This is a genomic window from Blastomonas fulva (genome assembly GCF_003431825.1).
GTDB lineage: Bacteria > Pseudomonadota > Alphaproteobacteria > Sphingomonadales > Sphingomonadaceae > Blastomonas > Blastomonas fulva.
Genome location: NZ_CP020083.1, coordinates 1,257,630 through 1,271,620 on the forward strand (window position 1 = coordinate 1,257,630; position 13,991 = coordinate 1,271,620).

The window sequence follows — 13,991 nt, forward strand, 5'->3', positions numbered from 1 at the left end:
GGCGACACGCCGCCATTGGGCACAGCTAGCGGGACGGAGCGCGCCGACCCGACGCCCTCTCAATGGCCATCGTCTCCTTTCAGGCAAGCCCCGTACCCGGGACCGATCGCATCGGGCCTGTACGGGCGATTGTTCGCCACCACCGTTGCACATTGGCCGATTTCGATTATTAGCTGCGTCTGCCCAAGCTTGGCCTGCGCAAGCCGGGGTTGGCGTGCGAGACCATTGCCTCCGTACCGAAGACATCGTCGCGTCCTTTTTGTCGATCAAGATTAGGTCATTTTTTATGCTGAATAGTGGCTTTTCCCCTTGGCCAAGCTTTTCGGAAGCGGAAGCAAAGGCAGTGTTTGACGTAATAAAATCAAACCGGGTCAACTACTGGACCGGGACTGAATGCCGGGAGTTCGAAAAGGAATTTGCGGCCTGGAGCAGTGCCGGCCACGCGATCGCGCTGGCGAACGGAACCCTGGCGCTGGATCTGGCACTGCGCGCGCTCGGCATTGGCCAAGGCGACGAGGTTATTGTCACGCCCCGTACCTTTATCGCGTCAATATCGTGCGTCGTGACCGCCGGCGCGACCCCGGTTTTCGCCGATGTCGACCTCGACAGCGGGAATATCTTCGCCGAATCGATTGCCAGGTGCATCACCCCCCGGACCCGGGCGGTCATTCCCGTTCATCTGGGCGGCTGGCCCTGCGACATGGACGCGATCATGGCACTGGCCCGCCAGCACGGACTGGTCGTAATCGAGGATTGTGCGCAGGCGCATGGTGCTCGCGTCGGCGCGCATTCGGTCGGCACGATCGGGGATGTCGGGGCATGGTCCTTCTGTCAGGACAAGATCATGACCACCGGTGGCGAAGGCGGCATGGTCACTTGCAACAGCGACAAGCTCTGGACCGCCATGTGGTCGTACAAGGACCATGGCAAGAGTTGGGATGCGGTTTACAACCGTCAGCATCCCCCGGGTTTCCGCTGGGTGCATGAGAGCTTCGGCACTAATTGGCGGATGCTGGAGGTCCAGGCTGCAATCGGACGGATCCAGCTGCGCGAGATGGAAGGCTGGACCAAGCGCCGTACCGAGATTGCCGGGCGCATCCGGCAGGCGCTGCTTCCCTTCGACGGAGCTGTACGCATCCCCGTACCGTCGGAGCGATTGACTCATGCCTATTACCGGCTCTATGCTTATGTTAAGTTGGAAGGGCTTGCCGACGGCTGGGGCCGCGAACGGATCATTGCCGAGGTCAACGCCCGCGGTGTTCCTCTGCTCCACGGCTCATGCTCGGAAGTCTATCTGGAAAAGGCCTTTGACGGCACCCCGTACCGCCCTCAGGACAGGCTGCCAAATGCACGTCAGCTGGGCGAAACCAGCCTGATGTTCCTTGTCCACCCCACGTTGACGGACGATGAGGTAGCGCGGACGGTCGCTGCCGTGGAAGAGGTCATGCGAGCTGCAGCTGCTTAGCCTTTTCGAGCGGTAGGCAGAAGCTGTTGGTGGGCGTCGGGGAGTTTGGGCCATAAGGCTTCAGCTCCTCGTCGAGGACAACATAGCCGTTGGCATGAAACAGCGCGAACACCGCGTCGTGCGTCTGGTTGGTCTCGATCATGATGATTGGGCTGTGTTCGGCCAGCACCTTCTGCATGCCGCGGACGACGAGCTCTTCTGCACCTTCGACGTCGATCTTGATGAAATCCGGCGAAAGGTTGTTGCGCGAGACAAAGCCGTCCAGCGTGACCGCCTGAACCGTTTCGACGTTCACTGACGGCTTGATCCCGGCGACCTTGGCATTGGCCTCGAGCCCGGCAAAATCGGAGATCAGCGAATTGTTCTGGCCCGACAGGTTCTCGGTGAAGAACTTTACCTCGCCCTCGGTGTCAGATACCGCCAGCTCGTGAAGCCGGATGGTCGAGGATTGCGCGATATTGCCCTTGATATAAGTCAGGTTGGTGCGGCCGGGCTCGAACACATGGACCTGCCCCTGCGGCCCGACGAGCTTGGCGAAATACAGGCTGATATAGCCGATGTGCCCCCCGACCTCGAGCACCGTCTGGCCCGGCGAGATCAGGCGCGCAAAGTTGAGCATCACACCCGCTTCACGGTTCTTGCCGTGATACCAGTAGCCCTTGTGCGTGAAGGTGTTGAGACAGATCTTCTTGTCCTCCACCCAATGGTGCCGGATCTTGACGTCCATGTTGGTGGCCTTGAGGATCTTCAGTGCAAGGGTACGCATCGTCGGACTTTCCATATCAGCGGTAAGGGGGCTGCATTATAGAACTCGTCTCACGAGTCCATGGCAAATTACGGCATGCGTTGCTCGTGCAGCAACAATTGCGCCAGCTGTTCGATCGTGCCGATCGAATGACCGGGCCGGTTGCCGTCATGTTCGGCGATATCGGGCGGGGCGCGATGGATCGAAAGCGGTCCGGGGTCGAGCCAGATCGTGGTCCAGCCAAGACCGTTCGGTCCGATAAAGTCCTTTCGGCAATTGTCTGCCACATAGAAATAGGCCGAACCCGGAAAGTCCTGCATGACCTGCTGGAAGGCTACGGGCGACGGCTTGGTCGCGCCCAGCTCCTCGGAAATATAGGCCGGTACGTGCAGCAGGCCGAGCGCTGCCAGTTTCAGCCGCTGCGTCACGGCGCGGCCATCGGTGATGATGCAGATGCGATCGCCCCGGGCGGCAAGAGCATCGAACAGCGCGGCCATGCCAGGCCTCTGGCCGATGTCGGGAAAGTGCAACCGATAGCACCAGATCAGGGCATCGGCTGCCGATGCCGGAAATCCCGCACGGGTGCAGGCAAGATCGATGAAATTGTCGGGACAATCCAGCAGATCCTGCGCCAAGTCGATGCCGACGGTGTCCCGAATCAGCCCCGCAACCGCCCGCTTGCCTGACTGCACATAATCCGATTCGAGGTAGATCGTATCGTCCAGATCGAAAACGATAGTTCGGTTCATGTCAGCTGGAGGCATGGTGCCGGACAAGGATCTTCGCATCATAGCGCAGCATGAGCAGGTCTTCTTCCCAACTGTCGCAAGGTTCCGGCGTTTTGCCCAGCATGTATTCGTCAATCAGCCAGCCGGGAAAGTCTGCGCCGGCTGCATAGCTCAGCGGATAACCGCCACCAAATCGAGGGTTGATCTCGATCGCATAGCAGCGTTGCGCCACGTCGTCGGTGAACACCTGAAGCGTAAGGCAACCCATGCCGCCCGGAATGCGTTTCAGCCGAGCCGCGAGATAGGCGTGCAGCCAGCCCCGGCGCGTGCAGCCCTTGCTGACCTCCCCGGCACGGGTTTCGATCCGCTGGCGCGGGACAATGGCGAGCACCTCGCCGGCGCGATCGCAATAGATGTCAACGGTCGTCTCGCCCCAATCGGGAGAGGCCAGCTCCATGTACATGCGGTCGGGATCGTCGCGCATCCCCTGATCGATCTCATCGGCCCGGTCCAGGCGGAAGGCACCGATGCTGCTGCTGCCACCTGCCGGCTTGGTAAAGCAGGGGAAGGTCAGCGCAGCGGGATCGAGAATGGCAAGCGTGTCGACACCCAGTTCTGAATAGAGGCGCGGTGTCAGGCGCTTGTCGCGACACAGAGCGATCAGCAGTTCATCGCTGACGACCAGCGTGACGCCCTGTTCGGCAAACTCCGCCTTGTGCTGCGCCATGACCAGTAGTTCAGTGTCGATCGTCGGGATGACCAGCGCGATGTCGAGCTCCCTGCACAGCGACAAAAGGGCCTGCGGATAATCGGGGCTCGTCACCCCAGGCAGGCTGTACTGGGAATCGGCCGCGACACAAGCCGAGGACAAGGCGGGCTTAAGGTCCGCACAATAGACCCGCGATGACGGCAGCCGCGCCCCGAGCGAGTCCTGAAAGGCCTGCATCAGCTCGACCCTTCGACCGGCGGATGTAAGCAGAATATTAGACCTTGCCACGTTCACGAGCACCTTGTTTCCTGCTGCTGGGGCGTCACGGTCCCCATGAATTCCGGCATTGTCGAATGCCCGACGGCACTGATGCCCTTGCTCCCTAGCACCGAAGGGACCGTCAGCGCGATGATCTTGAGATCGAGCCAGATCGACTGATTCTGGACATACCAGCAATCCAGCGCGAATTTCTCTTCCCATGTCAGGCTGTTCCGACCCTTGATCTGCGCCCATCCGGTCAGGCCCGGACGTACGTTATAGCGCTGCATCTGTTCGGGCGTGTGCCGCTCGAGATAGCGCATCAGCAGCGGGCGTGGCCCCACGAGGCTCATGTCGCCGCGCAGGATGTTCCAAAGTTCGGGCAGCTCGTCGAGGCTGCTGGCCCGCAAGAACCGACCGAGGCGGCCCAGCCGCTCGTCGTCGGGCAGCAGGTCGCCTGCAGCATCGCGCGCATCGGACATGGTGCGGAACTTGAGCATGAGAAACGGCTGCCCGTTTAGGCCAGGCCGGGTCTGCCGGAAAAGAACCGGAGACCCGAGCTTCCATCGCACCGCGATGCTCACCGCCGCCATGACCGGCGAGACAAGCAGAAGTGCCGTCGACGCAATCACGATATCGATGAGACGCTTGGCGATGCGGAAACCAAAAGCTGCGCGTCGCATGTCAGGCTCCAGTTCTAGCCATTGGACGGAACAATGCTGGCCGATCGGAAAAAGGCTTCGTAACTCGAAGACCTGCCGCTAGGAGAGCCGTTAACATCGAACCAGAAATACCGGCATCCGCCAGCCGGGATGTCCACCACGCGCGTCGCCTTGAGGTTCTGGAACGTCACCCGCGTCCTGAACGCCTTGGCGGTGTCAGCTTCGGCGCATTCCAGCGCGATGTGCAGGGCACTTTCTTGGACCTCGCCATCAGCGGCTAGCTCTGCAGAAACGCGATACTTGCCAGGTGCCAGCTCGACCAGACGGCGCGCAAAAATGGCTTCGACCTGGCCGGACAGCGTGGCTTCAAGCTCGCCAGTTTCGGGATTGATCCAGGCGGAGTGCGTTCCTTCCGACGCCAGCTGCCAGCCCATCGGCGGCCAGGTCGAGAATTGCGCAAAGCGGCGGTCATCGCCCTTGCGACGACCGTTTGCGATCTCGGGCTCCAGCACCTCGCGATAGAGGCGGAAGGCGCCCGCGAAGTTTCCGGTCTGCACCAGGTTTCGCAACAGCCGCTCGTCGATGAGCGTAGGCACCGGATGACGATCCTTGTGTTCGGCAACCCGTAGCAGCAGCGCATTGTCGAGCGGGCTGTCCGCCTCGCTAATGCTCAGCCAGAACTGCTCTTCCCAAGGCGGCTGCCGGACCAGCAGCTTGCGCATCGGCGAGACCATCTCTTTCTGCTTCATGCCCTGGATCAGCGCCGCCATCAGGAAGCTCCGGCTGTCGCCGCTCGTGCGCAGGGCATAATCGAGATGCTTGAGTACCTCTTCCAGATTGTTCTGCCGACCGTAATCCTCTACCAGCCAGAGGCTCGTGAGCGCATCTCTGCGCGAAATTTTCGACGCGAGCTGCATAGTCTTGCGGGCCGATGCGGCGCCGGCCTTTTCCACTTGCAGCAGGCCGAGCATGCGAACAGTTTCGGCATTGGTGGGCTCGATTGCGAAGGCGCGCATCGAAAGCGACCGGATTTCGGGATCGAGCTTCTTGGGAAGCAGATTCTTGTTTCGGGCGGTCTGCCTGCGCAGCAGGGTCTCTGCCGCTGCCGCGCTCCTATAGCCGCTGCCGAACCAGGTCCCTTCGCCAAACGGTAGGGAGGCCCCGATCGCAGACACGGCGGACAGCCAGAACAGCGGAAGGCCGAGGAGCACGCACAAAAGGTACCGGATGTTCATGGACCACGGCTACCGATCAGTCGCGCCGGTCCAGCAGTGCATCTTCGTCCCCATCCTTCGAACCATAGCCATAGCCGTAGCCATAACCATAGCCATAGGGCGAGCTGGCCTTGTCGAGCTTGGTCAGGATGACGCCGAAGATATGCGCATCGGTCAACCGTAGGCGCTCGATCGAGTTCTGCACGCCGCGGATACCTGCGCCACCGCTTTCGATGGTGAACATCACACCCTCGACCACCGAGGCCAGCAGCGGTGCGTCCGACAGGCCCAGCACCGGCGCGGAGTCGACTAGCACATAGTCGAACATCTCGGTAGTGCGCTCGATCAGGATCCGGAACCGGTCGTTGCTGAACAGTTCGGCTGCGTTGGGCGGCTTGGGCCCTGCGGTCATCATCTTGAGGCTATTCTCGGGAACGTCGACGATCAACTTCTCGACGTCATCCTGGCCCGACAGGAAGTTGCTCAACCCCGCGTTGTTGGGCAGGTCGACGAACCCATGCTGGGACGGGTTTCTTAAGTCCCCGTCGATCAGCAGAACCCTGGCGCCCGTCCGGGCCAGCGTTTCGGCGATGGCAAACGCCGAAGTCGACTTGCCCTCGTTCGGACGCGAACTGGTCAGCATCATCGACTTTGGAATGCCGTGATCGGTCAGGAAGGACAGATTCGTCCTGACCGACAGATACGCCTCGGATGCCACGGACTTGCGATCGCGCAGCGAAGCGATAATGTCTTCATTGTCCATGCGCGGGATGGAGCCGAGCACCGGCAGACCGAGCAAGCGGGTTGCGGTCGCCGCATCCTTGATCGTCTGGTCTGCCTGCACCTTGATGACCACCGAGATGACGGCAACACCAATGCCGGCGATCAGCGCTACGAACATGTTGAACAGCAGCGACGGGCTGGACGGACGATCGGGAATCTTGGCAGGATCGACGATGGAGATGTTGTTGCTGCCGACGCCGACGACGCCGATTTCCTTGTAGCGCTGCAGCAGGCCGTCATACAGTTGACGGTTGGTATCCACCTCGCGCTGGAAGATGTTGTACTGGATGGAGTCGCGGCGCTGACCGATATATTCCTGGGTCAGCTTGTCGACCCGTGCGCGCAGTTCGCTCTCGCGCTGTACGGCCTGACGGAATGCGGCATTGGCACCACCGGCGATGCGACCTTCCTCGCGCGCAATGCTGGCATCAAGATTCTGCAGCTGAGATGCCAGCGCCTGAACCTGGGGATAGCCCGATTCGAACTGAGTGGTTAGGCGGGCGTAGTCCGCGGACACTTCGGCACGCTTCTGACGCAGCGCATTGATCACAGGACTGGCCAGCGAATCCTTGCTCACCGCAGCCGCGCGTTTGACCGCGCTCTCGGCAGCGATGCGATCGGCCGTAGCCGCCGCGAGCGCTTCATTCAGCGCCTGAAGGTCCGCCGTGACGAGAGTCTGGCCGGTTTCGGTGCGGCCATCGTCTGTCTGCTGCGAGCTGAGCGTCACGATGCGCTTGTTCGAAGCATAAGTGACAAGGTCTCGCTCCGAATCCTCGAGCTTCATTCGCAGTTCGCGCAGCCGAGCCTCGAGGAAATTCCGAGCGTCCGCCGTCGAGGCAAATCGCCGATCGAGATTCCCCTGGATGAACTGGTTGACCCAAGCATTGGAAACCTTTGCCGAAAATACCGGATCGGGGCTGGTAAAGCGGATATCGACAAGGCGCGATCCGCGCACCGGATCGATCTTCACGCGGCTGAGCAGCACATCGATGGTTGCCTGGGCAACGCGCTCGCGCTGGCTCGACCGCGGACCCTTCGCCGCCGCGTCGCCGGCCGCGGTCACGCCGTCGCGATCGATGCCGAAGCGCTCGAGGAAGTCGACGTCATTGGCAAGACCCAGCTGGCGCGACACACGCTCTGCCAGGGTCCGTGCTTCCAGCAGCGAATACTGGGTCTGATAGAATTCGAGATCCTGACCGACCTCTTCAGGCCGCAGACCTTCGACATTGGTGACATTCTCGTCCTTGCGGCTGATCTCGATGCGCGACGAAGCCGTATATTGCGGCGTCGCCAGCAGCGTCACCACGATCGAGATGAGCAGCGCGGCACCGATGATGCTCGCTACCAGTATCCGGTGGCCGAGGAAAACTTGCCAGTACTTGACCAAAAGCGGGCTTTCGGCTGTCTCCGAAGCAGTAGGACCCGGACTATAGGCCAATTGAGCCCCGGCGTCAGTCGAAGTATTCATACCAAAAGCTTCCAATTACAGATTATTGCTGAGCAATAAGAATAAGCGGCGTGGTCAGCAATGGCACCAGTCCTAGAAAGTCGCGGAACAGCTGACGCGCCTTAGAATCACCGACAGTAATCACATCGTTAGAATAGATTTCGGGATCGTCATACATGCCGCGCCGAATCGCCTGGATGTTGTAGAGACCGGCATAGCGCTTGCCGTTGACTTCCCGGAACACTACCACATCCGACAGATTGGCATTCTCGCTCAGCCCGCCTGCGGTGGCAATGGCCCGCACCAGCGTCATCTTGCCGCCGATCGGATAGAGGCCCGGCCTCTTCACCTCGCCCTCGAGCGTCACCACCTGGCTGACTGCTTCGCGCATGTTGACAGTGACCTGCGGATCACGGATGTAGCGACCACGCAGACGATTGGCGATTTCCTGCGCGACTTCGGTGGTGGTGAGACCTGCCGCCTCGATCACGCCGGCCAGCGGAAAGGACAGACGTCCGCTGCCGTCGGCCTGAACTTCGCGCTTCAGATCTTCGACGCCATAGACTTCGATATCCAGCTTGTCATAGGCACCGATGACCGACGGGCGGTTCACGTTGAACGTATCCTCGCGGCCGGGCTGCGGAAGCCCCTCGGTCGACACGACGTTCAGAGACGAATTGCCTTCGCCTACACGAGGGGTCGCGCAGCCTGAAAGACCCAGAACAGCCAGGCCCAAAATGATTAAAATTCGTGCCATCGTTCCCATTCTTCTCCGGTCGCGCTGCGTTAGCCATAGCGCTTGCAAATGACAAGCCCCGTCCCGGAGGCTACTGCACCAGCCGGCGCCCGAATTCAATCGGCTAGCGATGGATGGAGCCCCGGAAAAGAACGCGCATGCGAGGCTTCCCGCCGCCAGGCCTGCCCGCCTTGCCAAGCGCCGCGAGGGGCATTGGGTCGCGCTGATGACCGGCGGATTTCAGCCCCTCACGCGCTCTAGAGCCCGGCCCGGCGGACCATGGGGCCTGCCCGCCTCCGCGCTCAGCACCGCGCAACAATAGGCGAAAAGGACCATCACCGAAGGCACGCGCAGTGGATAGTCCGCCAGGCTGGCGACCCCGATGATCAGCACGATCGACAACGCCACCAGCTCTTCCGCAGGCCGTCCATGGCCAGCCCGAAGGCTCGCCAGAATCGACTTTCCGAGCGAGAAAAGCCAGGCACCCGCGGCCACCAGCAGAATCATCACCGGCAGGCCACCCTCGATCAGCGCCTGCGCCCAGTCGTTATGGGCCTGGTTCAGGTAGAACTCGCTCAGGAGATCATCAGGTTCGAACTGGCGGTACACGTGCTCGAAGGAACCGAAGCCCGCGCCGACAGGAAAGAAATGTTCGATCATCTGCCCGAGCACCGGCAGGACGCGGGTTCTTATACCGCCCTGCGGGTCATCGCCAAGCAATCGGTCGAGCGCGATGGCCCGCTCGAAATAGATCGCCAGCGCAACCGTGACGGGAAGAGCCGACCCGACGACAATCGGAGCCCCGAAGCGCCAGCCGGTGCGGTCCGCCTTCTCCACGCGCTTGCCGGCATTCCTGCTAGCGATGCGGAAGATCGCGATCGCCGCGACCAGCGCCAGCGCACCGGCCATCAGACCGGCGCGAGAACCGGTCAGCAGCAGCAGCGGCACGATGACCATGGCGAGGCCCAGAATGATGGTAAGACCGATGCCCTCCAATTCTGGGCCGGACTGACGCCGACTTCTGACGAGAATGAACAGCGTTGCAACGGGCAGCAGAAAGGCCAAGACCACCGCTTGATGGTTGCGGTTCGCAAACAGGCCGACAGGCGAGCCGCTGTTGGTGATCCGGTAGAAATAGAGCGGCCCCTTGTCGGGTCCTGCAATCTGCAACAGCCCGAGCAGCCCGCTCATCGCAATCAGCGCGGCGAACACGTACCACAGGCGCCGGCGGTCAGTATCGCTTTGGATGCTGTACAGCAGCAGCATCGTCATCGGCACGATCAGCGACATCAGGCTGTTGAGCGTCTTGGCCGGAGACATCGATATCGGCCGCCACCCCGACTGCATGCCGATCGCGCTTTCGATGTCCACCGTGATCTGGTGCCCGGGAAGCGATCGCCACAGCTCGGGAGGGAGCGGAATGAGCTGGATCGCCATCCAGCCGCCCAGACTGGCCAGCATGACCAACGGCCATTTGACGCTCCGCAGATCCTGGACCTTGCAGATGGCGCAGGCATAAAGCAGGAACAGCACCGAAATGGGGCGCAGCAGCACGAGCGATTGAAGGTCGGCGCGTGCGCCGCCGCCCATAACAAAGACCAGCACGATGAAAAGGATGCTGGCCCATAAGCGCGTCGATGGCACGGACCATGCCCCCAGTGCGCCGGGCTTTCGCGCGCTGGGCTTTGCCAGCTTAGTCGATTTGCGAAGGAGCGTGTTCAAGAATCTCACCTTATCGGGACCGGCAAACGCGTTCCGGGGTAGGAGAACGGGAACCGCCTCACCGGATCGTTATCCGGCTTAGCGATATCTGCGAGGCATGATCATCTCCCACGCAAATAAACCAAGCGAAAAGGCCCAGCACGCTCCCGACATCATCACTCCGTTCCCGGGGCCATGGTCAGCGGAAGTGCTTCACCACGAATGAACGATGTTTTCAACCCAGCGAATCACGATTCGGGCGGGATCGCCCCAAAGCGGATGAGGTGGATGGCTCCCGCTCACGGCATCTTGGTGCCAATATGGGTTGCTGTCATGCAAACCCGAGCAAAGGAGCCACCCGTCATGGAGATTAGCACAATCGGCCTCGATCTGGCCAAGAATGTTTTTCAGGTTCACGGCGTGAGCGCCACCGGTGAGGTGGTGCTCCGCAAGACACTGCGGCGAGCGCAGGTCTTGCCGTTCTTCGCAAAGCTACCGCCGTGCCTGGTGGGCGCCGAGGCCTGCGGGACGTCGCATCACTGGGCGCGCGAGCTGACGAAGCTCGGGCACGAAGTTCGGCTGATGCCGGCGTCTTACGTGAAGCCTTACGTGAAGCGCGGCAAGAACGACGCTGCCGATGCCGAGGCGATCTGCGAAGCGGTGACGCGCCAGACGATGCGGTTCGTGCCGATCAAATCGCGCGAGCAGCAGGCCGCGCTGTCGATCCACCGTGCGCGCAGCCTGCTGATCAAGCAGCGCACGCAGCTGGTCAACATGATGCGCTGCGTGCTTGCCGAGCTCGGCATTGCGATCCCGGTCGGCGTTGAAAAGGCGTTGCAGATGGCGCGAAAGATCGTCGATGGTGAGGCCGAGCTAGATCTGCCGGACGAAGCGGCGAACGTCGTCGGTGTGCTAGCCGGGCAGGTGCTCCAACTGCACACACAGTTGCGCAAGCTCGATCTTCGTCTTGCTGCTCTGCAGCGCAGTGACGAACGGGCCCGGCGCCTTGCAACGATCCCTGGCATCGGACCCGTTGGCGCTACTGCGCTCGCCGCATCGGTAGGCGACGCCGCACAGTTCAAGTCGGGACGACAGTTCGCAGCCTGGCTGGGGCTGACACCGCGCCAGCGATCGAGCGGTGGCAAGGAACGCCTCGGGCGGATCACCAAGATGGGCGACAACTATCTGCGCCAGCTGCTCGTTGTCGGTGCAACCGCATTGATCCGATCTGCCAGGAGCAAGCCCGAGACGGTCGATCCGCGCTTTGTTGCTCTACTCGCCAGAAAGCCCGCGCGCGTCGCCTCGGTTGCCATCGCCAACAAGATGGCGCGGATCGCATGGGCGATCATGGCGCGGGGCGGAGTCTTCGAGCGCGGTCATGCGCCGATACTGGCTGCATGAGAGATCAAGAGCTTAGCTGAGGAGATCAGCTTCACGACGTTGTGAGAGCAAAGCGATGTGATGGAACGAACCGGTCGGACCGGGAACAAGGACAACCCAACGAATGGCGAAGGCGTTACAGCCTGCAAAGCCGATCGGGACCATGTTCGCGGACCCCATCAGGGCCAGCAGTCCATGCCGACTGCATCAACAGGCCGGACAGACGACTGCACCCGACCCATCACCTGATCATCACTTTATGCTTGCAACGCGGGAGCCATCCACAGACGGCCATTCCTTGGAAACTTGCAATGCCCCTCCGTATCGCTGCGCTGCAAGGTGGCCGCATCCGGCTCCGAGCGACCTAGCAGGAAGCGCCGGCGTCCAGGATCGGCGACGCAGCGCTAGCCAGAAACCGGCCCTGAAGCCGTCCCGCATACCGGACATGGCCGAAACACGGACGCATGGGCCGCTCGCCCATTAGGCCGGACATCACACATCATCTTGTGATCTTGTGCTGCGCTACAAAACCGATCTAAAGGCCGCGCCACGCGGTTCCGTCGATGATGGGTGGAGTCTTGGGCTGTCCGGTAGAGTTGCCGGCCATCCGCGTTCCCTACGTGTGGTATCGTTGGAATCCTCGCCCGGCGCGATGTTGTGGGCGATCTGGTCGATGGCCTGAAGCGGATGGAATACCGCGGATATGACTCCGCGGGGGTCTGCACGGTTCACGACGGCCAGCTGGTGCGTCGGCGCGCGCAGGGCAAGTTGCGCAATCTGGTCGATGTGCTGGCGAAGGATACCGCGCCCGGCCATGTCGGCATCGCGCACACCCGCTGGGCGACGCACGGCGCGCCGACGACATCGAACGCGCACCCACATGCCACGGACGAAGTGGCGCTGGTGCACAATGGCCGCCGGGGCTTCGTGCAATATCAGTGCGTATTGCCGCTGGCGGCCAGCGAGGCAGGCATGCGCCGCCTGCTCGAGGCGATCTCAGCCACGGGCGCCGGATCATTCCTCGCGGTGTTGAAGCGCATGGGCCCTTCGTCGTTCGGCATGCTCAGCTTCCCGATGGAGGGCTATACACTCGCGCTCGATTTTCCAGCCACGCCCGCCAATCTCGCCTTGCTCGAGACGCTTGATATCATCACCGCCGACCATGGCGGCCGCATCTATCTCACCAACGGATGCGCGAGTCTCGCCGCAGATGTTCGCGCAAGGCTATCCCAGGCTGCCCGAGTTTCGGGACTTGCGCGCGCGCTACGGTCTCGATCAGCGCATTTCTTCCCTGCTCTCGCAACCATTAGGTCTGTAAACATGCTTGCCTCTCCCGTTCTGATCCTGGGTGCCCGCTCGGACATCGGTCGCGCGCTGGCGCGGGGCTATGCCGCGCAGGGCTGCGAGGTCATTCTGGCGGCGCGCGGCGACATCAGCGCCGATTCCACCGATCTGGCGCTGCGCACCGGCGCGCGTGTCCACGCGGTCAGCTTCGACGTGACCGACGGCCAGCCGGATGCCTTTTTCGATGCATTGGGCGTGGTGCCCGGCACGGTGGTGATGGTCGCAGGGCTGCTCGAGGATCAAGCTCAATCTGCGGCGGATGATCTTGCGGCTGCGTGCGTGATGGACAGCAATTATGCAGGACCCTCGCGTTATTTGCTCGCCGCTGCCCGCAGGATGGCGAATGTGCCCGGCGCGTGCATTATCGGTATCAGCTCGGTCGCGGGCGAGCGCGGGCGGGCGTCGAACTTCGTGTACGGATCGGCCAAGGCCGGGTTCACCGCCTTCCTCTCGGGCCGGCGCAACGCGTACGCCATGACCGGCCTCCATGTCATGACGGTCAAGCCCGGCTTCGTCCGCACACAGATGACCGCAGGCATGAAATTGCCGCCAGCGGTGACCGCCGAACCCCAACAGGTGTCAGATGCCATCATCCGGGCGCAGGGCAGGAAGAGCGATGTCATCTACACGTTGGCCCGCAGGCGGCTGAACATGGCGATCATTCGCGCCATCCCCGAGCCGATCTTCAAGAAACTCTCGCTCTGACAGTCCTACCGGACAAATGCCCGCCCTGACGATCTATTCAGGGCATTGCGCCTTCCTCTTGCGTCTAAAGGCTCGCAATGTGCCGAATAGCTGGACCAACTTGAGCGACAGCAA

At 61.8% G+C, this 13,991-nt stretch carries 11 protein-coding genes and 1 pseudogene; 4 read left to right on the forward strand and 8 right to left on the reverse strand.

The features are described from left to right. Positions 1 to 286 precede the first annotated feature (286 nt). Positions 287 to 1,465 (forward strand): DegT/DnrJ/EryC1/StrS family aminotransferase, encoded by a 1,179-nt coding sequence (locus B5J99_RS05855; protein WP_117351852.1) that lies wholly within the window; start codon positions 287 to 289, stop codon positions 1,463 to 1,465. Here the strand turns inward: B5J99_RS05855 and B5J99_RS05860 are convergent. The 8 genes from B5J99_RS05860 to B5J99_RS05895 form a co-directional block, all read right to left on the reverse strand. Further along, entirely contained in the window at positions 1,443 to 2,231 is a 789-nt protein-coding gene (locus B5J99_RS05860; protein WP_162892474.1) for an FkbM family methyltransferase, read from the reverse strand. The two genes, B5J99_RS05855 and B5J99_RS05860, sit on opposite strands and share 23 nt — an antisense overlap. Positions 2,232 to 2,299: 68 nt before the next feature. Next, the gene (locus B5J99_RS05865) at positions 2,300 to 2,959 is read right to left on the reverse strand and encodes an HAD family hydrolase (protein WP_162892475.1); all 660 of its coding nucleotides are present in this window, start codon (positions 2,957 to 2,959) and stop codon (positions 2,300 to 2,302) included. A gap of 1 nt (position 2,960) precedes the next feature. After that, a complete protein-coding gene (locus tag B5J99_RS05870) occupies positions 2,961 to 3,884 on the reverse strand; it encodes an ATP-grasp domain-containing protein (protein WP_117351855.1) in 924 nt (307 codons plus the stop codon). 53 nt (positions 3,885 to 3,937) lie between these two features. Then, entirely contained in the window at positions 3,938 to 4,588 is a 651-nt protein-coding gene (locus B5J99_RS05875) for a sugar transferase (RefSeq protein ID WP_117351856.1), read from the reverse strand. Positions 4,589 to 4,602: 14 nt separating this feature from the next. After that, positions 4,603 to 5,802 (reverse strand): hypothetical protein, encoded by a 1,200-nt coding sequence (locus tag B5J99_RS05880; protein ID WP_162892476.1) that lies wholly within the window; start codon positions 5,800 to 5,802, stop codon positions 4,603 to 4,605. A gap of 16 nt (positions 5,803 to 5,818) precedes the next feature. Further along, positions 5,819 to 7,951, reverse strand: a complete 2,133-nt coding sequence (locus tag B5J99_RS05885) for a GumC family protein (RefSeq protein WP_162892477.1) — start codon at positions 7,949 to 7,951, stop codon at positions 5,819 to 5,821. 103 nt (positions 7,952 to 8,054) lie between these two features. Beyond that, the gene (locus B5J99_RS05890; protein ID WP_117353378.1) at positions 8,055 to 8,768 is read right to left on the reverse strand and encodes a polysaccharide biosynthesis/export family protein; all 714 of its coding nucleotides are present in this window, start codon (positions 8,766 to 8,768) and stop codon (positions 8,055 to 8,057) included. Between the two features lie 219 nt (positions 8,769 to 8,987). Then, entirely contained in the window at positions 8,988 to 10,337 is a 1,350-nt protein-coding gene (locus B5J99_RS05895; RefSeq protein ID WP_117351859.1) for an O-antigen ligase family protein, read from the reverse strand. Positions 10,338 to 10,811: 474 nt separating this feature from the next. Here B5J99_RS05895 and B5J99_RS05900 point away from each other — a divergent pair, with 474 nt between their 5' ends. The 3 genes and pseudogenes from B5J99_RS05900 to B5J99_RS05910 all read left to right on the forward strand — a co-directional run bounded on the left by B5J99_RS05900 (position 10,812) and on the right by B5J99_RS05910 (position 13,877). Continuing rightward, the gene (locus B5J99_RS05900) at positions 10,812 to 11,849 is read left to right on the forward strand and encodes an IS110 family RNA-guided transposase (protein ID WP_117351837.1); all 1,038 of its coding nucleotides are present in this window, start codon (positions 10,812 to 10,814) and stop codon (positions 11,847 to 11,849) included. A gap of 606 nt (positions 11,850 to 12,455) precedes the next feature. Further along, positions 12,456 to 12,743, forward strand: a pseudogene (locus B5J99_RS19675) (glutamine--fructose-6-phosphate transaminase (isomerizing)); the annotation flags it as partial. Positions 12,744 to 13,148: 405 nt separating this feature from the next. After that, the gene (locus B5J99_RS05910) at positions 13,149 to 13,877 is read left to right on the forward strand and encodes an SDR family NAD(P)-dependent oxidoreductase (protein ID WP_117351860.1); all 729 of its coding nucleotides are present in this window, start codon (positions 13,149 to 13,151) and stop codon (positions 13,875 to 13,877) included. The last annotated feature ends 114 nt before the right edge of the window (positions 13,878 to 13,991 follow it).